Below are 24575 nucleotides of genomic sequence, written 5' to 3'. Positions count from 1 at the left end.
GGCGGGTGGTCCGCGGTCAGGGCGGACCTCCTAGGGTCGTCGGCGTGAGTGGCCAGTGGGACCAGTCCGGCTTCCGAGCACGAGTCGAGCGGGTGCTCGGCGAGTTCCTCGACGCCCAGACCGAGCGGCTCGCCCCGCTCGGGCCCGACGCCGCCCGGCTGCTGAACGAGGCGCGCACGTCGGTGGCGGGCGGCAAGATGTTCCGCGCGTCGTTCTGCTGGTGGGGCCACCTCGCGGTCGCCCCGGCGCCCGACGAGGACGCCCTCGCCCGCGCCGCCGCCGCGCTCGAGCTGCTCCACGCGAGCGCGCTCGTGCACGACGACGTGATGGACGCCTCCGACACCCGGCGTGGCCACCCGACGACCCACCGCCTCTTCGAACGCGAGCACCGCGCGGCCGGCTGGCGCGGCGGCGCGGAGCAGTACGGCGCGGCCGCGGCGGTCCTGCTCGGCGACCTGCTGCTCGCCTGGGCCGACGAGCTGCTGCGCCGCTGCGGGCTGCCGCTGGAGCGGGTCCTGGCCGGTCTCGAGGTGTTCGACCTCTGTCGCAGCGAGGTGATCGCCGGGCAGTTCCTCGACGTCTCGGTCCAGGCCCGGGGCCGCGCCGACGTCGACACCGCGATGACGGTGCTGCGCTACAAGTCGGCGAAGTACTCCATCGAGCGCCCGCTCCACCTCGGCGCTGCGCTCGCCGGCGCGAGCTCCGAGACCGTCGCCGAGCTGTCGGCGTACGGCCTGCCGCTGGGCGAGGCGTTCCAGCTGCGCGACGACCTCCTCGGGGTCTACGGCGACCCCGCGACGACCGGCAAGCCCGCCGGCGACGACCTGGTGGAGGGCAAGCGCACCGTGCTGGTCGCGCTCGCCCTCGACTCCGCCCCGGCCGCCGACGCGGCCCACCTCGACCGCGCGCTCGGCACGCCGCTCGACGCGGCCGGGGTCGACCGGCTGCGCCGCATCATCGAGGAGTCCGGGGCCCGGGCCCAGGTCGAGGCGGTCATCGCGCAGCTCTCGGACGTCGCGCTCGCCGCGCTCGACCGGGCGCGCATCGACGACACCGCGCGCGAGGTGCTGCGAGGCCTCGCGGTCGCGGTCACCCAGCGCACCGTCTGAGCACCGTCCGAAGCAGGCGGCTACTCGCGCAGGATCCGCGCGAACGAGTCGTAGTGGTCGTCGGTCCAGAACCACTCCGGGTCGGGCCCGTCTCCGTCTCCCACGACGATGCGGCGCGGACCGCGGTCGTCCTCACCGGGGGTCGGCACGGTGTACTCCGCGTAGTGGCCGCGCGGCGCCGGCGGCAGCAGCCCCTCACGGTTCTCGAACGTCGCCCCGTCGCGGCCGGGGTAGGGGAACGGCCCGCCCGCGTCGATGAGCTCGAGTGTCTCGCGCGCCTCGACCGGCAGGTCGGCCTCGCTGATCCACCGCAGTCCGGTGGCGGCGTCGGTCGACGGCGCATCCAGGGACGAGGACGACGAGGACGACGACGAGTCGGTCGACCCGCCAGGTCCCGAGTCGGGCGCCAGCTGGCCGAACCCGAGGTACGCCGCCAGGGCGAAGACCACGACGGCCGCGGCGGTCCGGAGCTGGCGCCGGAGGGCGGGACTCACCGGGGAGCCGCCGCGCTCGTCACAGCGGATGTCACAGCGGATGTCACAGCGCCATGGCCTGGGCCCGGCGCTTCACCTCCGAGCCGCGGTTCTCCCGCAGCGCGTCGATGGGCCGCCCGGGCAGGTCGTCGTCGAGGAACAGCCAGGCGATGATCTCGCGGTCGTCGAAGCGGCCGTCGTGGAGCATCGTGATCAGGCCGCTCAGCCCCTTGACCGGCTGACCGCCGTCGTCGAAGAACGCCGCCGGGATGCGCGGGCCCTGCCCGGGGACCGGCACCGCCGCCGCGAGCTCGTGCTCGCGCACCATCGTGCGCACCTTCGCCTCGCTCACACCGAGCAGGTCCGCCGCCTGGCGCCAGTCCAGCCAGGTGTCGACCAGGGTGCTCAGGTCCTCCTCCGCCAGTGTCATGGGCCCATGCTGACACCCGGAGCGTCGAACGTGCCGGTCGGAGGGTGCTGTCCGTAGGATGGGGCGTCCGGATCCTTCCCCGTCCGGGCGCAGGAGGTCGCCGTGAGCCCTGACCGGCATGCCCCCCGGGCCGCCGCAGGACCGAGCGACCCCGCGGGACGCCGCGACGTCGACCACCTGACCGGTCGGGTCCTCGACGGGCGCTACCGGATGGGCCCGCGCATCGCGCGCGGCGGGATGGCCAGTGTCTACGAGGCCACCGACCTGCGCCTCGAGCGCACAGTCGCGGTCAAGGTCATGCACCCGGGGCTGGGCGACGACGACGAGTTCGCAGCCCGGTTCGTGGCCGAGGCGCGGGCCGCCGCCCGGCTCTCGCACCCCAACGTCGTCTCCGTCTTCGACCAGGGCGCCGACGACGGCACCGTGTTCCTGGCGATGGAGCTCGTCGAGGGCCACACGCTGCGCGACACCATCGGCCGCGACGCGCCCCTCTCCCCCGCCCGTGCTCTCGCCCTGCTCGAGCCGGTGGTCTCGGCGCTCGCCGCCGCCCACCGCGCCGGGCTGATCCACCGCGACGTCAAGCCCGAGAACGTCCTCATCGCCCACGACGGCCGCGTCAAGGTGGCCGACTTCGGGCTGGCCAAGGCGGTCTCCGCGACCACCCAGCACACCGCGACCGGCGTGCTCATCGGCACCGTGTCGTACGTCGCTCCCGAGCTGGTCGTCGAGGGACGCTCCGACGCCAGGGCCGACGTCTACGCCGTGGGCGTGATCCTGTTCGAGCTGCTGACAGGTCACAAGCCGCACTCGGGCGAGACTCCGATCCAGGTGGCCTACAAGCACGTCCACGAGGACGTCCCGCCGCCCTCGCGCGAGGTCGCGTCGGTCCCCGACTACGTCGACGCCCTCGTCGCGCGGGCGACCGCCCGCGACCGGGTGCAGCGCCCGGCCGACGCCGGCGTGCTGCTCCACCACCTGCGCCGCGTCGCCCACGCGGTCCACTCCGGGGCGCGCTCGGACCGCGAGCTGGTCGAGGACCTGACGCCCCGCCACCACACCGACACCGCTGAGGTGCTGCAGCGCCGCGGACCGGCGCGCGGCGACGGCGCCTGGGACGACGCCGAGATGGCGGCCCTGCTCGCCCCGACCCCGGCGACGTCCGCACGCACCTCGACGCCCGACGCGACGGCCCGGCGTCCGGCGGTGGGGGGCGGGGCAGCCCGACCCGCCGCATCGCTCACCACGCAGACCACCACGGCCACCCAGCGGCCGCGGCCCACGCCACCCGGCGGCGACGGGCCCAGGCGCCCCGCTCGACCACGGCGCCGCCGCCGCGGGCCGGTGCTGCTCGTGCTGGCCGTCCTCCTCGCGGCCGCCGTCGGCATGAGCGCGTGGTGGTTCGGCTACGCCCGCTACACCGCGACCCCCGGCGTCATCGGCCTCACCCAGGCGGAGGCCACGTCCCGACTCGAGGCGGCCGGGCTCGGCGTGGCCGTCGGCGAGTCGGCGTACTCCGCCAACGTCGCCATGGGCGACGTCCTCAGCACCGACCCGTCGCCGGGAGACCGGGTGCTCGACGGCACGACGGTGACGATCCGGGTGTCGCTGGGGCGCGAGGTCTACCCGCTGCCCGAGCTGACCGGGAGGACCGAGGACCAGGCCCAGGACCTCATCGGCTCGGTCAAGATGGTCTTCGGTACGACGACGCGACAGTTCTCCGAGACCGTCCCCGAGGGCACCGTCATCTCGTCCGAGCCCGCCGGCGGCCAGACGCTGCGCCCGGGCACGATCGTCGACCTCGTCGTGTCGAAGGGACGCAAGCCGATCAAGGTGGGCGACTGGGTCGGCGACCCGGTCGACGAGGCCCGCTCCACCCTGCAGGACCGCGGCCTGCAGGTGCAGACGAGCGAGCAGTACTCCGACGACGTCGCCGAGGGCCTGGTCATCTCGCAGAGCCCGCCCGACGGCACTCTCTACCGCGGTGACACCGTGACCCTCACCGTCTCGCGCGGTCCCGAGCTGGTCCAGGTGCCCAACGTCATCGGCTACGGCACCGACGCGGCGGTCGACGCGCTCGAGGGCGCCGGGTTCGAGGTGCGGCAGGAGCCCGCTCCGGGCTCGCTCGGCCTCGGCTACGTGCTGTCCATGGACCCCGGCGCCGACCAGTCGCTGCCCCGCGGCACCACCATCACGATCTACCTGGTCTGAGCCCCGTTGTCCGAGCCTCTCGGCGCGAGCAGCGCCGCCGCCCTGCGCAACCCCGTCGGCACCCACGTCAAGGTCGGTCAGGGGCTGGTGCGCGGCACCCTGCGCGGGGCGCAGGAGATCGGCGCCGAGGTGGTGCAGATCTTCGCCGGCAACCCCCGCGGCTGGACGTTGAGCGCCGGGAGGCCCGAGGAGGACGCGACGTTCCGAGCCGGGTGCCGGGAGGCCGGCATCCGTGTCGTCGTCCACGCGCCGTACCTCGTCAACCTCGGCTCGCCGACGCCGGCGACGTACGAGCGGTCGGTCGCCTCGGTCGCGCACAACCTGCGCCGCGCGGCCGAGCTCGGGGCCGAGGGGGTCGTGGTGCACACCGGCTCCTACGTCTCCGGCTCGGCCGAGCAGGCTTTCGCCCAGGTGCGGGCGGGCCTGCTGCCCCTGCTCGGGGCCCTCACCCAGGCCGGAGACGACGCGCCGTGGCTCCTGCTGGAGCCCACCGCCGGCCAGGGCCGCTCGCTGTGCGCGGCGGTCGACGACCTCGCGGCGTACCTCGACGCCCTCGACCACCACCCGCGGGCGGGCATCTGCCTCGACACCTGCCACGCCTTCGCGGCCGGCGACCCGCTCGACGAAGCGGGCGGCACGAGTGCGGCGCTCGACCGCATCGTCGAGATCGGTGGTCCGGGGCGGCTGCGGCTGGTGCACGCCAACGACTCGGCCGACCCGCGGGGGTCGATGCGCGACCGCCACCACCCGGTGGGCAGCGAGGACGGGTCCATCGGGCTCGGCTGCTTCCGCGAGCTCCTCGCCCACCCGGCGACCCACGGCGTGCCGTTCGTCCTCGAGACCCCGGGATCCCGCGATCCCGGCGACCCCCAGATCCCGCTGCTCAAGCGGCTGCGCGCCGAGGCCTGGGCGTGAGCAGTCGGCGCCTCCAGCTGCTCGCCACCCTCGCCCTGCTGAGCGTCACCGCGAGCTGGGGCAGCACGTTCTTCCTCATCAAGGACCTCCTCGACCGGGTGCCGACGCTCGACTTCCTGGCGGTGCGCTTCGCGATCGCCGGCCTCGTGATGCTGGCCGTGGCCCACCGCTCCGTCCTGGCGCTGTCACGACAGGCGTGGCGGCGGGCCGGCGTGCTCGGCGCGGTCTACGGCGTCGCGCAGATCCTGCAGACCGCCGGCCTCGCCCACACCCCGGCGAGCGTCTCGGGCTTCGTCACCGGCATGTACGTCGTGTTCACGCCGCTGCTCGCCGCCGTGCTGCTGCGCAGCCGGATCACCGGGCTCACCTGGTGCGCCGTACTCGTCGCCGCGCTGGGTCTCGCGGTGCTCACGCTGCAGGGCGTGTCGGTGGGCTACGGCGAGGCGATCACGCTGGTCTCCGCGGTGCTCTACGCGCTGCACATCGTGGCACTGGGCGCCTGGTCCACCTCGCGCGAGGCGCTCGGGCTCTCCGTCGTCCAGCTGCTGGTCATCGCCGCGGTCTGTCTCGCCGCGACCGCACCCGACGGGATCGTGCTGCCCGAGCGCACCTCGGACTGGGTCTCGGTCGTCTACATGGCGCTGGTCGCCGGGGCCGTCGCCCTGGTCGCCCAGACGTGGGCCCAGTCGCAGCTCTCCCCCACCCGCTCGGCGATCGTGATGAGCATGGAGCCGGTCTTCGCCACGCTCTTCGCCGTCGCGCTGGGTGGCGAGTCGCTGACCACCCGGATGCTGCTCGGGGGTGCGCTCGTGCTGGCCGCGATGCTGCTGGTCGAGCTCGGGCCGCGTCGTCCCGTCGAGGGCGAGGTCCAGCACCTGGCGGTCTGAGCCCGTTCGTCCGGGCCGTCGCGAGGCGCACGTCACGTGTTCGTAACGTCTGCCCGGATGGTGAGAACTCCGTCTCACGGCAGGCGACCGCGGACCTACTGTCGCGACGTCCCCCGGGATCGGGTCGCGGGGCCCGCCGAGGGAGGACGTCGATGGTCGTGGTGATGGCGCCCGGCGCCACCGACGAGGACGTCGCCAACGTCGTCGCCCGCGTCGAGGCGATGGGCGGCGAGGCGTTCGTGTCGAAGGGTCTCTCGCGCACGATCATCGGGCTGGTCGGCGACGTCGCGGCGTTCCACCACCTCAACCTGCGCACGCTGCGCGGTGTCGCCGACGTGCACCGCATCTCCGACCCCTACAAGCTCGTCAGCCGCCAGCACCACGCCGAGCGCTCCACGGTGCGGATCGGCCCCGCCGGCCGCCAGGTCCCGATCGGCCCCGAGACCTGCACGCTCATCGCCGGCCCGTGCGCGGTCGAGAGTCGCGAGCAGATGCTCGAGGCCGCTCAGATGTCCCGCTCGGCGGGCGCCGGCCTGCTGCGCGGCGGGGCGTTCATGCCCCGCACCTCGCCGTACGCCTTCCAGGGCCTCGGGCTCAAGGGGCTCGAGATCCTCGCCGACGTGGGCGAGGCCACCGGCATGCCGGTCGTGACCGAGGTGGTCGACGCCCGTGACGTCGGTGTCGTCGCCGAGTACGCCGACCTGCTGCAGGTCGGCGCGCGCAACATGGGCAACACCGGGCTGCTCCAGGCCGTCGGCGAGGCCGGGCGACCCGTGCTGCTCAAGCGCGGACCGAGCGCGACGCTCGAGGAGTGGCTGATGGCGGCGGAGTACGTCGCGCAGCGGGGCAACCTCGACATCGTGCTGTGCGAGCGCGGCATCCGCACCTTCGAGACGTCGTACCGCAACACCCTTGATCTCAGTGCGGTCCCCGCGGTGCAGGCCACCAGCCACCTGCCGGTCGTCGTCGACCCGAGCCACGCCGCCGGCCGCCAGGACCTCGTCGTGCCGCTGGCCCGGGCCTCGATCGCCGTCGGCGCCGACGGGGTCATGGTCGACGTGCACCCCTTCCCCGACCAGGCGCTGTGCGACGGACCCCAGGCGCTGGACGGCACGGCGCTGCGTGAGCTGGCCACCGCCGTGCGCCGGCTCCCCCCGGCCCTCGGCCGTCGCACCGGCGCACCGGACCGCTCACCGGCCTGACCTGCGGTGATCGCGCCGAGGGCCGCTACCCTCGCCTGCTGAGGAGGTGGACCACGAGATGGTCGACGAGACGGCTCCCGAGCCGGCTACCGAGCCGATGAGGTGCACGGCGTGCGGGCAGCAGCTCGGTGCCGGGCGGTTCTGCGCCCACTGCGGCACCCCGATCGGGGGTCGCACGCCGGCCACCTCGGACGAGGGCGACTGGCGCACCGACACCGCGGAGCGGGCCCGACCCGTCCGCACCCGCGACCCGCGGACGCCGCCTTCGGTGAGCGCCCCGCCGCTGCCGCAGCGCTACCCGCTGTTCGCCGACGAGGTCGAGGGCTGGACGCCCGACGGAGCGCTGGTCACCCGCGCGGGCCTCGCGCCGGAGCCGGAGCCCGAACCCGCTCCAGCGCCCGACTCCGCCATCGCCACGTGGTTCGACGACGAGCCCCCGGCGTACGACGACGTCCGCCGGGACGAGCGGGACAGCTGGGACGACGAGCGCGGAGATCGGCGCAGTCCGTGGCTGTGGATCCTCGTGGCGCTGCTGGTGGTGGCCGCCATCGCGGCGGCCTGGTGGTTCGTCGTCCGCCCGGACGTCGGACGCAGCGGCGCACCGACGTCGGGCCGGGACACCCCGACCGGGAGCGACGAGGCGAGTGCGTCGGCTCCGCAGGGTGCCACGGCGAGCAACGTGGCCGGCGAGGCCACCGCCACCGCCCCTCGCACCGCGCCCGACAGCCGCGACGTCGACGGCAACCGCACGTCGTTCGCCGCCAGCAACCTCGTCGACGGCGACGTCGAGACGGCCTGGCGTGCCCCGGGTGACGTGTCGGGTCTCCGCATCCGGCTGCAGCTGGCCGAGCCGACGACGATCAGCGAGGTCGGGCTGGTCAACGGCTACGCCAAGACCTCCGGCGGCGTCGACTGGTACGCCGGCAACCGACGGGTCAGCGAGGTCGTCTGGCTCTTCCCCGACGGCACGAAGGTGCGCCAGACGCTGGTCGACAGTCGCGAGCCTCAGCTGATCGACCTCGGACCTGTCACCGCCGACTCGGTGGTGCTGCGCATCACCGGCGTCACCGCGCCCGGCGAGGGCCGCTCCGGGCGCGACTTCACCGCGATCAGCGAGATCGCGGTGCTCGGCACGCCCGCGGGCTGACCGACTCGCTCGCCGCGGCTGCGCGGCGGCGGGCTCGACCGGCGGCGGTGCCTCAGCAACCGTTCGGCGCCCCGAGGAGGTTGCCCACGCACCGCCACCCCGGCGCAGCGCAGCCGGCCGGGCGCGGTCAGAGCCGGGCCAGCACCGCCGCGGCGCGCTCGGCGTCGGCACGGCTGACGTCGAGGTGGGTGACCATCCGGACCGTGGTGGGACCGACGACGGAGACGCGCACGCCCTCCTCGCCGGCCCGGGTGACGAACTCGGTGGCGTCGGAGCGCTCGACGACGACGATGTTGGTGTCGACCTCGGCCGGGTCGAGCCCGCAGGCCTCGGCGAGCAGGCGCGCGTGTTCGTGGTCCTCGGCGAGCCGGTCGACGTGGTGGTCGAGGGCGTGCAGGCCGCCCGCGGCGAGGATGCCTGCCTGACGCATCCCGCCGCCCATCCGCTTGCGACGCACCCGCGCCTCGTCGACGGCGTCGCGCCCGCCGACCATCAGCGAGCCGACGGGGGCACCCAGTCCCTTCGAGAGGCAGACCGCGAGCACGGTCGCGATCGCGCCGTACTCGACGAGCGGGGTGCCGGTCGCGACGTGGGCGTTCCAGAGCCGGGCCCCGTCGAGGTGCACGCCGGCGCCGACGCCGTCGGCCCACTCGCGCAGGTCGCGCAGGTCCTCGATCGGCAGCACGGCGCCGCCGGCGAAGTTGTGGGTGTTCTCCACCGAGACCGCCGCGGTCGGCACGAAGAACGGGCCCATGTCGGGGGCGAACATCCGGCGTACGGCGGGCAGGTCGAGCCGGCCGCGCTGCCCGGTCCAGGTGCGCATGGTGACCCCGCCGATGGTGGCGTGCGCGCCGAGCTCGGCCCGGGCGATGTGCGCGGAGGACTCGCAGATGACCTCCTGGCCGGGGCGCACCAGCGAGCCGACCGCCAGCACGTTGGCCATCGAGCCGGTCGGGGTGAACAGCGCCGCCTCGTGGCCGAACAGCCCGGCCACCCGCTCCTCGAGGGCCCGGACCGCGGGGTCCTCGCCGTAGACGTCGTCGCCGACCTCGGCGCGCGCCATGGCCTGGCGCATCGCCTCGGTCGGCCGGGTCAGGGTGTCGGAGCGCAGGTCGATCACGGGGTGCCTCACGGTCGGGGGTGTGCCGGCGGGTGGGTACCCGCGTGCGACGGGTCGAGCGGGCTCAGCGAGCGCCGGCGCGCAGCATCTCCGCCACGTGGAAGGCCAGCTCGAGCGACTGCACGCGGTTGAGGCGCGGGTCGACGACCGACTCGTAGCGGTGCGCGAGGCCGGCCTCGGTGAGCTCCTCGCCGCCGCCGATGACCTCGGTGACGTCGTCGCCGGTCATCTCGACCAGGATGCCGCCGGGCACGGTGCCGAGCGAGCGGTGGACGTCGAAGAAGCCCTGCACCTCGCCGACGACGTCCTCGAAGCGCCGGGTCTTGAAGCCGTTGCTCGCCTCGAAGGTGTTGCCGTGCATCGGGTCGCAGACCCAGGCCACGGAGACGCCCTCGGCGGTGACCTTCTCGACCAGGCCGGGCAGGCCGTCGCGGATCTTGCCGGCGCCGAAGCGGGTGATGAAGGTGAGGCGGCCGGGCTCGTTGTCGGGGTTGAGCCGCGCCGCCAGCGCGAGCGCGTCGTCGGCGGTGGCGCTGGGGCCGAGCTTGCAGCCGATCGGGTTGCGGATGTGGCGGAAGTACTCGACGTGGGCGCCGTCGAGCTGACGGGTGCGCTCACCGATCCAGACGAAGTGGCCCGAGACGTTGTAGGGCCGCTCGGTGCGCGAGTCGATGCGCGTCATCGCGTGTTCGTACTCCAAGAGCAGCGCCTCGTGGCTGGAGTGGAAGTCGACGCGGCGCAGCTCCTCGGGGCTGATCCCGATGGCGGTCATGAACGACATCGCCTTGTCGATCTCGGAGGCCAGCTGCTCGTAGCGCTGCCCCACGACCGAGCCGCGCACGAAGTCGGTGTTCCAGGTGTGGACCTGGCGCAGGTCGGCGTAGCCGCCTGTGACGAAGGCGCGCACGAGGTTGAGCGTCGCCGCCGAGGCGTTGTAGACGTCGAGGAGGCGGTGCGGGTCGGGGATGCGCGAGGCCGCGGTGAACTCGAAGCCGTTGACGGCGTCGCCGCGGTAGGCCGGCAGCGTGATGCTCTCGCCGTCGACCACGCGGGTCTCGAGGTCGGAGGAGCGCGGCTTGGCGTACTGCCCGGCCATCCGGCCGAGCTTCACGACCGGCATCGAGCCGCCGTAGGTCAGCACGACCGCCATCTGCAGCAGCGTGCGCAGCTTGTTGCGGACGTTGTCGGCGGTGACGCCCTCGAAGGTCTCGGCGCAGTCACCGCCCTGCAGCAGGAACGCCTCGCCGCGCGAGACCGCGGCCATCTTCTCGGTGAGGTCGTCGCACTCCCCCGCGAACACCAGCGGCGGCATCGAGCTCAACCGCGTGACGGCCGCGTCGACGGCCTCGCGGTCGGGGTAGGTCGGCTGCTGGGCGGGGCCCATCGCTCGCAGAGTCTCGAGGTCCGGCAAGGTGCTGCTCACGGGCCCAGGGTACGGCGAGCGCGACCCCGGCCCGGAATCACGACCAGTCGGCGGGACCCGCGCTCACTCGAGGTTCTCGATGTCGCGGAAGCCGGTGCGCTTGGCGCGCACGCCGCGGTTGGTCGCCCAGGTGATCGCCCACAGCACGACGCCGACGGCGAGCAGCCCGCCCGCGATCTTGTACTGGATCATGTCGGCCTCGAGGCGCGCCCACGGGCCGAGCAGGTAGGCGCAGAACACCGCGCCGAGCACCGGCACCACGGTCGGTGCGCGGAAGGCGCGCTCCGGGGTGGGGTCGCGGCGCAGGATCAGGCAGCAGACGTTGACGATGGTGAAGACCGCGAGCAGCAGCAGCGACGTCGTGCCCGAGAGGGCGGCGACGATCGTGCTGTCGGACTGGGTGCGCACCACGATGATCAGCGCGAGCGCGAGCACGGTGGTGAAGGCGATCGCGGTGTACGGCGAGCGGCGCTGCGGCAGCACCCGGCCGAGGCTGCGCGGCAGCACGTCCTGCTGCGCCATGCCGTAGATGAGGCGGCTGGCCATCAGCATGTTGATGAGGGCGGTGTTGGCGACCGCGAAGACCGTGAGGAACGGGAAGATCCTGTCGATCGGCAGGTCCGGAGCGCCGATGCGCACGACGTCGAGCAGGATGCCGGCCTCGGGGTTCTGCGGCTCGAGGATCTGCCCGGCCGGGATGACCGCGACGACCGAGATCGCGACGAGCACGTAGATCAGCACGGCGATGCCGAGGCCGGTCAGCATCATCTTGGGGAAGATGCGCAGCGGGTCCTTCGTCTCCTCGACCATGTTGACCGAGTCCTCGAAGCCGACCATCGAGAAGAAGGCGATGGCAGTGGCGATCGTGACCGCCATGAACAGCCCCTTGTCGTCGGGGCTCTCGAAGACGGTGATGCGGCCGAGGTCGGCGTCGCCGCCGCCGATCGCGACGAAGCCGATCACGATGACGATGGCGAGGGCCAGCATCTCGATCAGGGTCAGCACGACGTTGAACTTCACGCTCTCACCGACCCCGCGCAGGTTGATCGCGGCGAGCAGGACCATGAAGAGCAGCGCCGTGACGAGGCTGGCGGTGCTCCCGGTCGGGATGCCGGGCAGGAACTCGTCCAGCCCGATCAGGAGGTTCTGCGCGAGCAGCCCCGAGGAGGTCGAGGCGCTCGTGATGCCCGAGCAGACCACCGTGAACGCCACCAGGAACGTCACGAAGTGCACCCCGAACGCCTTGTGCGCGTACAACGCGGCCCCGGCGGCCTGGGGGTACTTCGTGACCAGCTCGAGGTAGGAGTACGCCGTCAGCGTGGCGACCCCGAACGCGACGAGGAACGGCAGCCAGGCGATGCCGCCCACCTGCCCCGCCAGGCGTCCGGTCACGGCGTACACCCCGGCACCGAGGATGTCGCCGACGATGAAGAGCAGCAGGAGCTTGGGCCCCATCACCCTCTTCAGGTCGGGGGTCGAGCCGTTGACGTCGGTCTCGCGGGCAGAAGCGGTCATCTCGGTCCTCCGAGTCCAGACGGGCAGCTCTGGTCGCAGGGTTTACCCCACCGGATGAGCTGTCATGCACCGGTTCTGCACCGTACCGCGCCCGAGGCCCGGGTCAGCGCACCTCGCAGTCGACGGGGTCGTCGCAGGGACGCACCTCGTGACGCTCGACCACGTCGCCGTCGGCGTCGTAGACGACAGCCTCCGCCAGCTCGCCGGTGACCGGTCCCCAGAACATCGTGTCGCCGGGCACCACGGTGCCGGCGGCCACCGTCGCCTCCGTGCGCGAGCCGTCGGTGGCGACGAGCTCGACGCGGGCTGCGTCCGTGCCGTCGCGCCCGCCGATCCACAGCATCCGAGGGGAGCCGGTGCTGTAGTCGGGCGCGTCGAACAGCTCGAGGTCGGAGCCTGCGGCGAGGAAGTCGTCGGTGCCCATCCCCCAGCCGAACGTCCGGACGCCGTCCCGCTCCTCGAGCACGGCTGGGGAGCAGCGGTCCGCGCCCTCGCCGCTGAACCCCTCGTGGAACGGGCGCACGCACGCCAGCTGCAGCTCGCCCACGTCCACGAGGATGCCGTTGTCGGTCGATCCGACCGGCCAGCTGCTCTCGTCGCCCTGCGCGCGCTCCCACGCCTGCACCCCGGAGGAGAGCCACTGCGGGAACGCGCCTGTGTCGAACGACGTGACGCCTGTGTAACCGTGCGCGCCGAGGTCGACGGCGGCATCGACGAAGCGGTCGGCCACCACGTCCGCCATCGGGTCCACGGCGTCGGCGGGCCGGGGCAGGACGACCTGGCCGGCCGATACCTGCCGTGCGCCGGGGACCTCAGCCAGAGCACGGGCAGCGAGCGGCAAGAGCTCGGCCGGCCCCCGCACCTCGTCGGCGTACGACGCGCGGTCCTCCGCGCCCGACCCCGTCGGGTCGGTCACCTGGGTCGTGACCACCCCGGCAACCAGGAGCGCCGTGGCCGCGCCCACGCCGTACGCCGAGAGCCGGGCGCGACGGCGACGACGGCCCTGAGACCGGATCGCTGCGAGTCGGACCGCGGTGAGCCGGTCCGGATGGTCGGGGCGGAGCGCCTGCTCGAGCTCCTCGACGCTGCGGGTCTCGCTCATCTCTCCACCACTTCCTCGACCGCGCCGGCCTGGGCGGCGACGCGAAGCTTGGCGAGCGCGCGGGAGAGCGCGCTCTTGACGGTGCCGGGCGCGACGCCCAGCTCGCGGGCCGCCTCGGCCTCGGAGAGGTCGAGGTAGTGGCGCAGCACGACGACGCGGCGCTCGCGGTCGGTCAGCGTGCGCAGCAGGCGGACGACCTCGTCGCGCTGCTCGGCGCGCTCGTCGGTCCGCTCCGGATGCGTCTGGAGGGCGTCATCACCGACCTCGACGGTGCCGAGGCGACGCCGGTGCCGGTCGATGTTGAGGTTGACCAGGGTGCGGCGCGCGTAGGCCAGGGCGTCCTCACGCCGCACCTTGCGCCAGCGCGCGAAAGTGCGGGCCAGCGCGGTCTGGACGAGGTCCTCGGCGAGGTGGTGGTCACCGCAGAGCAGGACCTCGGCTCGGTGGAGGCGTGGCCACGCGGCGGCGGCGAACTCGTCGAACCCGTCGTCGACGCCGTCGCCGGCCGGTGCGTCCCCCACACCTGCCTCTACGCAGCCGGGGACGGACCGGTTCCGTTACCGAGCCGAGAGCCTCGGGATCAGCCGAAGAAGACCGCCGCCTCGGCGTACTCCTCCGGGCTGACGAGCTTCAGCTCGGCGGTGCCCTCGCTGAGCGGGACCCGCTCGATGTTCGTCCCGCGCAGCGCCATCATCGTGCCGAAGTCGCCGGCGGCGACGGCGTCGGCGGCGTGCAGGCCGAAGCGGGTGGCGAGCCAGCGGTCGAACGCCGTGGGCGTGCCGCCCCGCTGGACGTGGCCGAGGACGACCGCACGCGACTCCTTGCCGGTGCGCGCCTCGATCTCGCTGGCGATGCGGTCGCCGATGCCGCCGAGGCGGACGTGGCCGAAGGCGTCCTTCTCCCCCGACACCAGGGTCATGTCACCGCCCTCGACCGGGACCGCGCCCTCGGAGACCACGATGATCGGGGCGTAGGAGGTCTCGAAGCGGGTCTCGACGTGGCGGCACAGTGCCTCGATGTCGAACGGCTGCTCGGGGATCAGCACCGCGCTCGCACCGCCGGCGATGCCGGCGTGCAGCGCGATCCAGCCGGCGTGGCGGCCCATGACCTCGACGACGAGGACGCGGTGGTGCGACTCGGCGGTGGTGTGGAGGCGGTCGATGGCCTCGGTCGCGATGTTGACGGCCGTGTCGAAGCCGAAGGTGAAGTCGGTGCCGGACAGGTCGTTGTCGATCGTCTTGGGCACCCCGACCACGTCGACGCCGAGCTCGGCGAGCTTGGTGGCGACGCCGAGGGTGTCCTCGCCGCCGATCGCGACGAGGGCGTCGACGCCGGCCGAGGCGAGGTTGTCCTTGATCTGCTCGACCCCGCCGTCGATGGAGAACGGGTTGGTGCGCGAGGAGCCGAGGATCGTGCCGCCGCGGGGCAGGATGCCGCGGCACTGCTCGATGCCGAGCTCCATCGTCAGGCCCTCGAGCGGGCCGCGCCAGCCGTCGCGGAAGCCGAGGAACTCGAAGCCGTGGTCGCGCACGCCGCGGCGTACGACGGCGCGGATCACCGCGTTGAGACCGGGGCAGTCGCCCCCACCGGTGAGGACTCCGACGCGCATCTGTGCTCTCCCTGGGTGTGACCGGACGAGCCGGCTTGGAACGTTCCACGGCCACCGTAGTGGCCCGCGCCACACGCCCACCAGGCCGTGTCCACAGGCTCCGGCGGGTGCGTGCGGCCCGTCGTCGACGCTCGGTCATAGGCTCGCCCCATGACCTTCTCGATCGTGGCCCGCTCCGCCGACGGCGAGTCGTGGGGCGTCGCTGTGGCCTCGAAGTTCCTCGCCGTCGGAGCCGCCGTGCCGGCCGCCGTCGCCCAGGTCGGGGCCATCGCCACCCAGGCCGACGCCAACGTCGCCTACAAGGGCCAGGCGCTCGCGCACCTCGACGACGGCGCCACGGCGCCGGTGGCGCTGCAGCGCCTGCTCGAGGAGGACGAGGGCCGTGACCACCGCCAGGTCGGCATCGTCGACTCCGACGGCGGCGCCGCCAGCCACACCGGGCCCGCCTGCCTCGACTGGGCCGGCGGGACGACCGGCGAGGGTTACGCGATCCAGGGCAACGTGCTCGCCGGCGAGCAGGTCGTGCGCGACATGGAGACGGCCTTCCTCGCCAGCGACCCGGAGCTCCCGCTCGCGCGGCGGCTGATGGCGGCCCTGCTCGCGGGCGACGCGGCCGGCGGCGACAAGCGCGGGCGTCAGTCCGCGGCGCTGCTGGTGGTGCGCGACGGCGCGGGCTACGGCGGCCTCGACGACATCGCGGTCGACCTGCGCGTCGACGACCACGTCTCGCCGTTCGAGGAGCTCGGGCGGCTGCTCGACCTCAACGACCTCTACCTCACCGCCTCGACCGAGGACGAGCGCGTGCCGGTGACGCCCGAGCTCGAGGCCGAGCTGACGGCGTTCGCGCAGGCGCAGGGGCACCGCGAGTTCGCGGACTGGGTCGGCACCGAGAACTACGAGATGCGGGTCTCCCCCGAGCTCGCGTGGATCGACGAGCAGGTCCTCGCGATCGTGCGCGAGACCGCGCACGGCGACGGCTGAGCCTGGCGACCGTGAGCGCCGCAGCGCAGGTCGTCGGGCTCCACGTCGGGGTCGACGCCACGGGCGCCCGCGTGACCGCAGTGGCGCTCGACCGCGAGGGCACCACGACGGCACGGGCCGAGCGTCCCCTGCCCGTGAGCGAGCCCCGACCCGGGTGGTTCGAGCTGGCGCCCGGCGAGCTCTGGGCCGCCGCGCTCGACCTCCTGGGTCGCCCGGGCGCCGGACCCGCAGGTCTAGGCCTGGGCGCCGACCCGGGACCCGTGGTGCTGTGGGACCGAGACACGCTCGGGTCGCCCCGTCCGGCGGTGACGGCGCCGGGTGGTCCGGTCGAGGCGCTGCGGTGGGTGGCGGAGCACGAGCCGCACACCTGGCGGCTGGTCGAGGAGGACACCTACGCCCTCGGCGGCCTCGACTCCTACCTGCTGGCCCGGCTGACCCGCGGCACCTACCACCTGACCGATCCCTCGCAGGCCGAGCACTCCGGCCTCTACGACGCCGGCGCAGGCGCCTGGAGCGAGGAGCGCTGCCGGGCCGCCGGCGTCCCGGTCGACGCGCTGCCCGAGCTGACGGCACCCTGGGGCCGGATCGCGGACACCGAGCCGGGCGCCAGCGGCGGGCTCGACGTCCCCGTGACCGCCCTGCTGTCGACCCACCGCGCAGGGGAGCTGGTGGGCGGAGACCCCGCCCTCGGCACGGCGTACGCCGCCGGCCTGGGGCTCGGCTGGTGGGGCACGCCGGAGCCGACCGGCCTCAGTCCGCGCTGAGCCGGTCCACCACCGCGGCCGCCTCGTCGCGGGTCCGGGCAGCGTCGGCCAGCGACTCCTCCGCCTCGTCGCGTGCCTCCTCCGCTCCGGCCAGCTCCTCGTCGACCTCCTCGGCCGTCTCCTCCAGCTCGGCGAGCCGGCGCCGCAGCTCGTCGATCTCGGCCTGCACCTGCATCGAGCGCGCCTCGAGACGGGCGACGGACTCCCGCGCCTCGTCACGCTCCTCGGTGGCCTCGCGCAGTGCCTCCTCGGCCTCGGTCAGCGCCTCCTGGGCCGCCGCCCGGGCCTTGGCCTCGGCGTCGGGGTCGGGTACGACGCGCAGGTCGGGCCGGGCGGGGGCCGGGGCCTCCTGGGCGGTGGCCTCGAACCCGAGCGCCTCGGGCAGCGCGACGGCCCCGTCGAGGGCGACCTCCTCGACCCCGGTGGCCGACAGCGCGGTCACGAGCAGACCGCTGCGCACGGCGAGCGCGCACCGCTCGTCGAGCATCGCCGCTGTGAGGGTCGCCTCGACCTGCTCGGCGACGGCCTCGGTGACCTTCTGGCCCTCGTCACGCGCGAGCCGCCGCGCCTGGGTGGTGACGGCCGCGGTGAGCTGGCGCCGCTGCCGGGTGAGCTGACGCAGCTCGTCGCCCGACATCGCCTCCTGGGCCTGGCGCAGTGCGGCACCGACCTGCAGCACCTGCTCGACCTGCGCGGCGTCGCGGCGCACGAGCAGGTTGACGACCCAGGCGGCCAGTGACGGCTTGCGCAGCTTCTTCACCGGGGCGGCGAGATCCGTGCCCTTCAGCTCCTTGGCCCGGGCGTCGCGGGCCGGGGTGAACTCACCCAGCGGCAGCGCGTAGAGGTCGTCGGCGACGGCGAGCAGCTCCTGCTCGGGGTCGTCAGTGGCCACGTCCCGATCCTGACAGGTCGCCGGGCCGCGCCGAGGGCCGCGGCCACCGCAGCCGCAGCTCCACCGGGTGCGGCGGCCACAGGGCCGGTCGGGTCTCGCCGGTCGGCACCCAGCCGAGGTGGTCGTAGAGCCGCCGGGCGCGGTGGTTGTCCTCCAGGGCCCACAGGTGCGCCTCACCGCCGGCGGCCTCCACCGCGGCGACGGCGAGACCTAGGCCCTCCCGGCCGAGCCCACGACCCCAGTGGTCGGGGTGCACCGCCAGGTGGCGCACCCGGCCGTCGCCGTCCCAGCTCGTGAAGGCGTGCGGGTGGCGCATCACGACGACGCCCGGCTCGGCGAGCGTGGCCCGCCACCGGTCGAGGACCTCGTCGTCCGGGAAGGGCGTTGCGCCGAAGACGTGGGCCAGACCGACGACGTTGGCGGCCCGCTCCAGGTCGCGCAGCGCCTCCGCGTCGGGTGGCCCGGCGAGCCGCCAGGTCACCCCGCGCCGTCCCCGTCGTCCCCGTCGCCCCCGTCGTCGCCGTCGATGCCCTGCTCGATGGCGTAGCGGGTCAGCTCGACGCGGTTGTGCAGCTGGAGCTTGCGCAGGGTGTTCTGCACGTGGTTCTGCACGGTGCGGTGGCTCAGGACGAGCCGCTCCGCGATCTGCTTGTAGGACTGTCCGGTGGCGACCATCCGCAGCACCTCGGTCTCCCGCTCGGTGAGCGTGGGCCGGCCGGGGTCGGCGGGCGCGGAGAGACGGCGGTACTCCCCCAGCACCAGCCCCGCCAGCCCTGCGGTGAAGACCGCGTCGCCTCGAGCGACTCGGCGTACGGCGTCGAGCAGCTCGGCCCGCGACGCGGACTTCACGAGGTAGCCCGTCGCGCCCGCCTTCACCGCGGCGAGCACGTCGGCCTGCTCGCCCGACGCGCTCAGCACCAGCACCCGCGCCGACGGGTCGTGCTGCAGCACCTCCCGGGTCACCTCGACGCCGCTGCGCCCGGGCAGCTGCAGGTCGAGGACGACCACCTGGGGCCGGCACGCGGGGAAGCGCCGCACCGCCTCGTCACCGGTCGCCGCCACCCCGACCACGTCGAAGCCGGCCTCGCGCAGGTCTCGCTCGACCGCGTCGCGCCACATGGGGTGGTCGTCGACCACCATCACGCTGACCCGCGCCTCCTCCTGCAGCTGCGCGTCCACCTCAGTCCCTCGTCCCCGGTCGCAGCCAGCGGCCGCGCCGGTGCAGGAGCGGGTCGGCGTCCTCGCCGACCTCGACGTGCTCGACGGTGGTCGTGAGCAGGGACGACCAGCCGGCCCCGACCGCGCTCTCGAGGCGTACGCCGGCCCAGGTGTGCGCCTCGGCCAGCCGCGGACCCCACGCGGTGTCGACGAACTCCGCCTGCGCGAAGACCCCGCCGGGGGCGGGCGCGGTGCCGGCGAAGGCCTCGGCCAGGTCGCGGTGCGGCCAGGAGAGCAGCTGGACGACGGCCGTGCCGGTCTCCTCGACCGCGAGGGCCAGGTCGGAGTCGGGGTCGACCAGGCCGAGCACCCGGGCGGGCTCGCCGAGCGCCACCATGACCGAGGTCAGGGTGAGCCCGGCGCGCTCGGAGCCGGCGCCGCTGGTCCACAGCGTGACGGCGCCACCGAGCCGGCCGCGCAGGCGCCGCGCCGGGTCGGGGTCGGCCTCGGCGAACGGGTGGGTGGTGTGGATGGTCACGACCCGATCCTCCCGCCCGCCGGCTCGGTCGTGGCCCGCGGGACGCTGAAGGTCCAGCAGGTCCCGGTCGGGTCGGTGCGCAGGTCAGCGGTGCCGCCCAGGTCGGCGACGCGGCCGCGGATCGACTCGGCGACGCCGAGCCGTCCCTCGGCCGCGGCCTGCTCGAGCCGCCCGGCGGGGATCCCCGGACCGTCGTCGCGCACGGTCAGCACCACCCGCTCGTCGTCGGCCTCGACCAGCACCCACGCCGACGCGCCGGGGGCGTGCCGCCCGACGTTGTCGAGGCACGCCGCGACCACCGAGGAGAGCTCCGAGCCGATCCGTGCGGCGACCTCGACGCGCTCGCCGAGGTCGACCACCTCGACGCCCGGGCGGCCGGCGTACGGCGCGAGCGCGGCGACGAGGTCGACCCGGTCGGGGGCCGAGACCGCGAGAGCGTCGGGATCCACCGTGTCCTGGCGTCGGATGAGCGCGCGCAGCGCCACCTCCTGCTCACCGGCGAGGCGTCCCAGCTCGGCGAGCTCGGGCACCTCGCGACCATGTCGCTGCACGAGGCCGAGCACCTGGAGCACCCCGTCGTGGACCGCCCGGGCCAGGCGGGTCCGCTCGGCGGCGACCGCCGCCTCGTGCTGGGCCCGGTCGCGCTCGAGCGCCATCCGGTGCAGCGACTCCGCCATCGAGCCGACGATCACGCCCCCGAGCAGGAGCAGGAAGACGTTGCCGGCGTTGGCCTGGGTGACGTCGCGCCGCACGGCCAGGTCGGCGGTGGCGAGCGCAGCACCCGCCAGCAGGCCGCCGGGCCAGCGGTAGCGGACGGCCCAGGCCATCAGCGCCCCGACGACCCAGAACCCCGGCACGGTCGCCCCGAAGCCCGCGCCCTTGACGACCGGCGACAGCAGCACCAGGGCCAGGGCCAGGGCGAGGTCGAGCCCCAGCCACCACGGCGTACGCCGAGCCGGGTCGGCCAGCAGCCACGAGGCCAGCGGCGTCCACACCACCATCGCGAGCACGCAGACCGCACCGAGCACGGGACGCGTCACCGCGTCGATGCGGTAGGCGTAGAGCACGAGGGCGTTGAGCAGCAGCACGAAGCGCAGCACCGCCAACCAGCGCAACAGCCGGTCCTCGACGGTGAGCGCCGAGGAGAACCACCAGGTGCCGAGCCGGGAGGCCAGGGCGGGCCGCGCAGGCCCCGGCGACCGGTCGGGCTCGGTCAGGACGCCAGCCGCTGGTCGGGGGCGGAGGGCGGCGTGGGCTCCTTCTTCGACTCCTCCTTGGCGCGGGCGGCGTACATGTCGACGTACTCCTGGCCCGAGAGCCGCATGATCTCGTACATGATCTCGTCGGTGATCGAGCGCAGGATGTAGCGGTCGTTCTCCATGCCCTCGTAGCGCGAGAAGTCGAGCGGCGCACCGAAGCGCACGGTCGGTCGCGTGAAGCGCCCGAAGGTGCGACCGGGGGGTGCGACCACGTCGGTGCCGACGACGGCAACCGGGATCACCGGCACCCGGCACTCGAGCGCCAGCCGGGCGACGCCGGTCTTGCCGCGGTAGAGCTTGCCGTCGTGCGAGCGCGTGCCCTCGGGGTAGATGCCGAAGAGCTCACCGCCCTCGAGGATGCGCTTGGCCGCCGACATCGCGCCCTCGGCCGCCGAGGCACCGGAGCGGTCGATCGGCACCTGGCCGCTGCCGGCGAAGAACTTCTTCTGGAACCAACCCTTGATGCCGGGGGTGTTGAAGTACTCCGCCTTGGCCACGAACGTCACCCGGCGCGGCAGCGTGAGCGGCATGAACAGCCAGTCGGCGTAGGAGAGGTGGTTGCTCGCCAAGATCGCGGGACCGTCGGCCGGGACGTGCTCGGCTCCGCTGACCTGCGGGCGGAACACCAGCCGGAGCCAGGGACCGATCGCCACCCACTTGAGGAACCAGTAGAACACCGACCGACCTCCCACTGCCGTGCGCCGCGGACCCGAGCCGCTCTCCGACGAGAGCCTAGGCCATGGGAGCACCGCCGACGTGACCACGACCACGTGGGCCCGCTCGCCGGGGTCTGCTCCCGGGCGGCCGCGGCGTACCCTCGGAGGCGTGCAGCGCGACCACGACGATGACGCCTGGCGCGCGATCGTCGAGAACTACGGCGAGCGTGCCGAGCTCGACGACGAGCCGGAGCCGCCCTCACCGACCGCGGCCCCCGCGGCGACGTTCTTCGAGCTCGCCCCGGCGCCCGTCGAGCCGCAGGAGCCGCGCGAGCTCCGCGACGCGTGGGACGACTCTGCCGAGGACGAGGAGCGGTTCGTGCCGCCTCCCCCGCCCCCGCTGCCGAAGCTCCCGCCGGACCGGCTCGCCGCGTGGAGCGGCCTGGTCGGGGCCCCGGCGGTCCTGATGCTCTTCCTGGTGACCGGTCTGCGGATGCCCGACTGGGGTGGCTACCTGCTCGTGGCGGCGTTCATCGGCGGCTTCGCCTACCTGGTCGTCACGATGAAGGCCGGCCCGGACGACCCCTGGGACGACGGCGCCCGGCTCTGACGCGCCCCTCCCGCAGACGCGACGACGGCCCCCGCCCCGGCATCAGCCGGGACGGGGGCCGTCGTACCTTGCGGATCAGGACCGGATCAGGACCGGGTCAGGACCAGGTCAGCGGCGGACCTTGGGGCCCTTGACGACGATCACGGTCGTAGCGGCGGTGCTGCCGGTGATCGTGACCTTCACCTTGAGGCGCTTGCCGACGTCACCGCGACGCGGGGTGTACGCCGGGCGCTTGGCGCCGCGGACCTTCTTGCCGCCCACGAACCAGTGGACGCGCACCTTCGTGGCGGCCGGGGCGACGTTGGCGACGCCGATGCCCTTGATGCGCACCTTGCGGCCCACCTTGGCGACGCCCTTGACCTTCGGCGCCTTCTTGAAGGCGAACCGGCTCGGGGTGGCGGGCGGCGTGGCGCCACCGCCGTAGGACAGGCCGGTGCCCGCGGCGAACAGCGCGTTGGGGGTGTCCTGGGGGACGTCGCCGGCCTGGCGCAGCACGTCGGCCATCGACGAGGGGAGCTCGAAAGGCAGCTTCCCGCCGGGGCTGCGCTCGCCGAAGATCGTCTGGAGCAGCACCTCGTCGGTGACGCCGTAGTTGGCCAGGACGGCGTCGGCGCGGTCGACGACGTTGGTCAGCACCAGCGGGCGGTCGAGGCGAGGCACCGCGATGGTCGGGGTGCTCGTGGCCGCCGCGGCGGCGAAGGCCTGGTAGTCCGCCTCGGTGCCCTTGAAGTCGAGGTCGGTGCGGTCGCTGCCGCCCACCGGGTCGCTCAGTCGGACGATCGCGAGGTCGGCCTCGGCCGGGGTGGCGACGACGGTCAGACCGCGCGCCTGGGCCGCCTGGGTGCCGACACCGCTGAGGTAGACCTTCTTCACCGCCGACGTCGACGCGGGCAGCGTCTTCGCCTGGTTGGACAGCAGGGTCAGCGACTTCGCCTGGGCGGCGTCACCGATGGCCTTGAACGCCGCGCTGCCGTTGACGGCGGCCGCACGGGCCGGGTCGACGAACGGGTTCTCGAACAGGCCGAGCTGGAACTTCTGGATCAGCACCCGCCGGGCGGCCTCGTTGAGCCGGGACCGGCTGATCAGCCCGGCGTCGAACGCCGCGACGACCTGGGCGGGCTCGACCGAGCCGCCGACCTGGTCGACGCCGGCGGAGATCGCCTTGCCGTAGCGCTGGGTGACCGTCAGCGGCTCGACGCCCCACGGCATGCCGACGCCCCACGAGCCGACGAAGCTCGCCGGCGGGCGGGTGTCCTGGCAGATCTGGGGGCAGTTGCCGGTGATGCCGAAGTCGGAGACCGTGACGCCCGTGAAGCCGTACTCACCGCGCAGCAGGTCGGTGGTGAGGTAGCGGTTGAAGCCGGCGCCGACCTGCTCGACCGGCTGGCCGCGGAAGACGAGGTCCTTGAGGATGGAGTACGTCGGCATGACCCCGCCGGCGTTGGCCGCGAAGGCGCCTTCGAAGGGGATCAGGTGCTTCTCGAACTGTCCGCCGGCGAAGCCCGCGTAGCGCCCGTAGTAGTAGTGGCTGTCGTAGCCGTTGACCTGGGCGCCGTAGCCGACCCAGTGCTTCACGGTCGCGACCGTGCCCTCGGAGTTGACGCCGCTGGTGCCGCCCTGCATGCCGGCGATGTAGGCGTTGACCTGCTGCTTGGCCTTCTGCGGGTCGCTGCCGAAGGTGCCGTTGATCCGCGACCAGCGCGGCTCGGTCGCGATGTCGGCCTGGGGCGAGAGGCCCTCGTGGATGCCGACCGCGCGGTACTCCTGGCGGATGACGTCGCCGTAGGCGCGAGTGAGCGCCGGGTCGTCCGTGGCGCCCATGCCGATCGCCTCGGGGAACGCCGTGTTGCCGACCCGGGCGACGGTCTGGCCCAGGGTCACCGCGAACCCGTTGCGCGGGTCGGTCGAGATCGTGACCGGGATGCCCCACTCGGTGTTCTCAGCGATCTGCTGGACGGCGTTCGACTGCTCCGCCATCGCCGAGGGCTCGATCGCGAGGCGGGTGATGAACGTGCTGATGTTCCGGGTCTGGATGTAGTCGGTGTTGGTGGCGGTGTTGTAGGCCTGCCCGGTCGTGGCCAGCGTGCCGTGGGCCAGCAGCCCGGCCTTCTGCTCCTTGGTGAGCCGGGCCAGCAGGTCGGAGGCCCGCTCGCCGGCGCTGAGGCGCCAGTCCTCGTAGGGCGTGAGGTCGCCGTCGCGGTCGAGGTCGCGGAACCTGAGCCCGTCGACGGTGATGACCGGCACGTCGCGGCTGCTGAGCGCGGGCTGGGTCGGACCGGCGGCCTGTGCACTCCCGCCGCTCTGCGCGGCCACGGCCAGGGCTCCCGCGGTCAGGGCGCTGGCGACCACGGCTGCTGTGCCGCGGGCGGCACGGTTCGTCGTTCGTTTCATCGATCGTCCTTCGTTGAGGGCACCCGCTCCGCGTTCACCACGTGAACGCTGTGACCGGGCAAGACGGGGCCGAGTCCACCACCCGGCGAGAGACGACCGCCACACCTGAGCGAGATCGTCCCACCGTCACTCAGACTTTTCTCATGGTTGTATTCACCTCGTGAAGACAGACCGCGATCGCCGACC

General features: G+C 73.9%; 24 protein-coding genes. 9 read left to right on the top strand and 15 right to left on the bottom strand.

What is annotated here, in order from left to right; genetic code table 11:
• The first annotated feature begins 44 nt into the window (after window positions 1-44).
• A complete protein-coding gene (locus GRQ65_RS14780) occupies window positions 45-1109 on the top strand; it encodes a polyprenyl synthetase family protein (protein ID WP_160878755.1) in 1065 nt (354 codons plus the stop codon).
• A gap of 20 nt (window positions 1110-1129) precedes the next feature.
• Here GRQ65_RS14780 and GRQ65_RS14775 read toward each other — a convergent pair whose 3' ends face one another.
• Window positions 1130-1603 carry a ribonuclease domain-containing protein gene (locus GRQ65_RS14775; protein ID WP_160878754.1) on the bottom strand — a complete coding sequence of 158 codons (474 nt, stop codon included), beginning with the start codon at window positions 1601-1603 and terminating at the stop codon, window positions 1130-1132.
• Window positions 1604-1646: 43 nt separating this feature from the next.
• On the bottom strand, window positions 1647-2012 hold the full coding sequence (locus GRQ65_RS14770; protein WP_160878753.1) for an Rv2175c family DNA-binding protein: 366 nt from the start codon (window positions 2010-2012) through the stop codon (window positions 1647-1649).
• 102 nt (window positions 2013-2114) lie between these two features.
• Between GRQ65_RS14770 and pknB the strand changes: the two genes are divergently transcribed.
• The 5 genes from pknB (at window position 2115) to GRQ65_RS14745 (ending at window position 8371) form a co-directional block, all read left to right on the top strand.
• On the top strand, window positions 2115-4220 hold the full coding sequence (pknB, locus tag GRQ65_RS14765; RefSeq protein WP_160878752.1) for a Stk1 family PASTA domain-containing Ser/Thr kinase: 2106 nt from the start codon (window positions 2115-2117) through the stop codon (window positions 4218-4220).
• Between the two features lie 6 nt (window positions 4221-4226).
• Window positions 4227-5135, top strand: coding sequence for a deoxyribonuclease IV (locus GRQ65_RS14760; RefSeq protein WP_160878751.1), 909 nt, complete (start codon window positions 4227-4229; stop codon window positions 5133-5135).
• The gene (locus tag GRQ65_RS14755) at window positions 5132-6022 is read left to right on the top strand and encodes an EamA family transporter (protein WP_160878750.1); all 891 of its coding nucleotides are present in this window, start codon (window positions 5132-5134) and stop codon (window positions 6020-6022) included. Before GRQ65_RS14760 ends, GRQ65_RS14755 begins: the two co-directional genes overlap by 4 nt.
• A 152-nt stretch (window positions 6023-6174) precedes the next feature.
• Window positions 6175-7224: a 3-deoxy-7-phosphoheptulonate synthase gene (gene aroF, locus GRQ65_RS14750; RefSeq protein WP_160878749.1), complete on the top strand. Its 1050-nt coding sequence runs from the start codon at window positions 6175-6177 to the stop codon at window positions 7222-7224.
• Between the two features lie 46 nt (window positions 7225-7270).
• On the top strand, window positions 7271-8371 hold the full coding sequence (locus GRQ65_RS14745; RefSeq protein WP_160878748.1) for an NADase-type glycan-binding domain-containing protein: 1101 nt from the start codon (window positions 7271-7273) through the stop codon (window positions 8369-8371).
• A gap of 127 nt (window positions 8372-8498) precedes the next feature.
• On the opposite strand, the gene GRQ65_RS14740 is transcribed toward GRQ65_RS14745, so the two are convergent.
• The 6 genes from GRQ65_RS14740 to GRQ65_RS14715 form a co-directional block, all read right to left on the bottom strand.
• Entirely contained in the window at window positions 8499-9503 is a 1005-nt protein-coding gene (locus tag GRQ65_RS14740; RefSeq protein ID WP_337191748.1) for a threonine aldolase family protein, read from the bottom strand.
• A gap of 52 nt (window positions 9504-9555) precedes the next feature.
• On the bottom strand, window positions 9556-10914 hold the full coding sequence (locus tag GRQ65_RS14735; RefSeq protein ID WP_160878747.1) for a class II 3-deoxy-7-phosphoheptulonate synthase: 1359 nt from the start codon (window positions 10912-10914) through the stop codon (window positions 9556-9558).
• 63 nt (window positions 10915-10977) lie between these two features.
• The gene (locus tag GRQ65_RS14730) at window positions 10978-12429 is read right to left on the bottom strand and encodes an APC family permease (protein WP_160878746.1); all 1452 of its coding nucleotides are present in this window, start codon (window positions 12427-12429) and stop codon (window positions 10978-10980) included.
• Window positions 12430-12532: 103 nt separating this feature from the next.
• On the bottom strand, window positions 12533-13531 hold the full coding sequence (locus GRQ65_RS14725; RefSeq protein ID WP_160878745.1) for a DUF3040 domain-containing protein: 999 nt from the start codon (window positions 13529-13531) through the stop codon (window positions 12533-12535).
• Window positions 13528-14052: a SigE family RNA polymerase sigma factor gene (locus GRQ65_RS14720; RefSeq protein WP_160878744.1), complete on the bottom strand. Its 525-nt coding sequence runs from the start codon at window positions 14050-14052 to the stop codon at window positions 13528-13530. The genes GRQ65_RS14725 and GRQ65_RS14720 overlap by 4 nt, the downstream gene beginning before the upstream one ends.
• A gap of 59 nt (window positions 14053-14111) precedes the next feature.
• Window positions 14112-15140, bottom strand: a complete 1029-nt coding sequence (locus GRQ65_RS14715; protein WP_160878743.1) for a 6-phosphofructokinase — start codon at window positions 15138-15140, stop codon at window positions 14112-14114.
• Window positions 15141-15290: 150 nt separating this feature from the next.
• Between GRQ65_RS14715 and GRQ65_RS14710 the strand changes: the two genes are divergently transcribed.
• Complete coding sequence (locus GRQ65_RS14710; protein WP_160878742.1) at window positions 15291-16121, top strand: DUF1028 domain-containing protein; 831 nt, start codon at window positions 15291-15293, stop codon at window positions 16119-16121.
• 11 nt (window positions 16122-16132) lie between these two features.
• On the top strand, window positions 16133-16885 hold the full coding sequence (locus tag GRQ65_RS22865) for an FGGY family carbohydrate kinase (RefSeq protein ID WP_160878741.1): 753 nt from the start codon (window positions 16133-16135) through the stop codon (window positions 16883-16885).
• Here GRQ65_RS22865 and GRQ65_RS14700 read toward each other — a convergent pair.
• From GRQ65_RS14700 to GRQ65_RS14675, 6 genes are read right to left on the bottom strand one after another with little or no spacing between them, the layout of a single operon-like run.
• Complete coding sequence (locus tag GRQ65_RS14700) at window positions 16872-17777, bottom strand: hypothetical protein (protein ID WP_160878740.1); 906 nt, start codon at window positions 17775-17777, stop codon at window positions 16872-16874. The genes GRQ65_RS22865 and GRQ65_RS14700 overlap by 14 nt on opposite strands.
• Entirely contained in the window at window positions 17767-18258 is a 492-nt protein-coding gene (locus GRQ65_RS14695; protein WP_160878739.1) for a GNAT family N-acetyltransferase, read from the bottom strand. The genes GRQ65_RS14700 and GRQ65_RS14695 overlap by 11 nt, the downstream gene beginning before the upstream one ends.
• Window positions 18255-18917 (bottom strand): response regulator, encoded by a 663-nt coding sequence (locus tag GRQ65_RS14690; protein ID WP_160878896.1) that lies wholly within the window; start codon window positions 18915-18917, stop codon window positions 18255-18257. Before GRQ65_RS14690 ends, GRQ65_RS14695 begins: the two co-directional genes overlap by 4 nt.
• Before the next feature lie 40 nt (window positions 18918-18957).
• Window positions 18958-19473, bottom strand: coding sequence for a flavin reductase (locus tag GRQ65_RS14685; protein WP_160878738.1), 516 nt, complete (start codon window positions 19471-19473; stop codon window positions 18958-18960).
• Window positions 19470-20648: a MacS family sensor histidine kinase gene (gene macS / locus GRQ65_RS14680; RefSeq protein ID WP_160878895.1), complete on the bottom strand. Its 1179-nt coding sequence runs from the start codon at window positions 20646-20648 to the stop codon at window positions 19470-19472. The genes GRQ65_RS14685 and macS overlap by 4 nt, the downstream gene beginning before the upstream one ends.
• Before the next feature lie 38 nt (window positions 20649-20686).
• On the bottom strand, window positions 20687-21409 hold the full coding sequence (locus tag GRQ65_RS14675) for a 1-acyl-sn-glycerol-3-phosphate acyltransferase (protein WP_160878737.1): 723 nt from the start codon (window positions 21407-21409) through the stop codon (window positions 20687-20689).
• 148 nt (window positions 21410-21557) lie between these two features.
• On the opposite strand from GRQ65_RS14675, the gene GRQ65_RS14670 reads away from it, so the two are divergent.
• Window positions 21558-21998, top strand: a complete 441-nt coding sequence (locus tag GRQ65_RS14670; RefSeq protein ID WP_160878736.1) for a hypothetical protein — start codon at window positions 21558-21560, stop codon at window positions 21996-21998.
• A gap of 108 nt (window positions 21999-22106) precedes the next feature.
• Here the strand turns inward: GRQ65_RS14670 and GRQ65_RS14665 are convergent, their stop codons facing one another.
• The gene (locus tag GRQ65_RS14665) at window positions 22107-24389 is read right to left on the bottom strand and encodes a glycoside hydrolase family 3 N-terminal domain-containing protein (protein WP_160878735.1); all 2283 of its coding nucleotides are present in this window, start codon (window positions 24387-24389) and stop codon (window positions 22107-22109) included.
• Window positions 24390-24575: the final 186 nt, after the last annotated feature.

It is taken from the genome of Nocardioides flavescens (genome assembly GCF_009823805.1).
Classification (GTDB): Bacteria; Actinomycetota; Actinomycetes; order Propionibacteriales; family Nocardioidaceae; genus Nocardioides; species Nocardioides flavescens.
Note: the sequence above shows the minus strand (reverse complement) of the source record. Positions and strands in the feature narration are given on the sequence as shown.

Excerpts from the sequence above, each read along its gene's own strand:
- GRQ65_RS14770 (WP_160878753.1), bottom strand. The coding sequence starts at position 2,012 with ATGACACTGGCGGAGGAGGACCTGAGCACCCTGGTCGACACCTGGCTG.
- aroF (WP_160878749.1), top strand. The coding sequence starts at position 6,175 with ATGGTCGTGGTGATGGCGCCCGGCGCCACCGACGAGGACGTCGCCAAC.
- GRQ65_RS14730 (WP_160878746.1), bottom strand. The coding sequence starts at position 12,429 with ATGACCGCTTCTGCCCGCGAGACCGACGTCAACGGCTCGACCCCCGAC.
- GRQ65_RS14725 (WP_160878745.1), bottom strand. The coding sequence starts at position 13,531 with ATGAGCGAGACCCGCAGCGTCGAGGAGCTCGAGCAGGCGCTCCGCCCC.
- GRQ65_RS14715 (WP_160878743.1), bottom strand. The coding sequence starts at position 15,140 with ATGCGCGTCGGAGTCCTCACCGGTGGGGGCGACTGCCCCGGTCTCAAC.
- GRQ65_RS14710 (WP_160878742.1), top strand. The coding sequence starts at position 15,291 with ATGACCTTCTCGATCGTGGCCCGCTCCGCCGACGGCGAGTCGTGGGGC.
- GRQ65_RS14690 (WP_160878896.1), bottom strand. The coding sequence starts at position 18,917 with ATGGTGGTCGACGACCACCCCATGTGGCGCGACGCGGTCGAGCGAGAC.
- GRQ65_RS14665 (WP_160878735.1), bottom strand. The coding sequence starts at position 24,389 with ATGAAACGAACGACGAACCGTGCCGCCCGCGGCACAGCAGCCGTGGTC.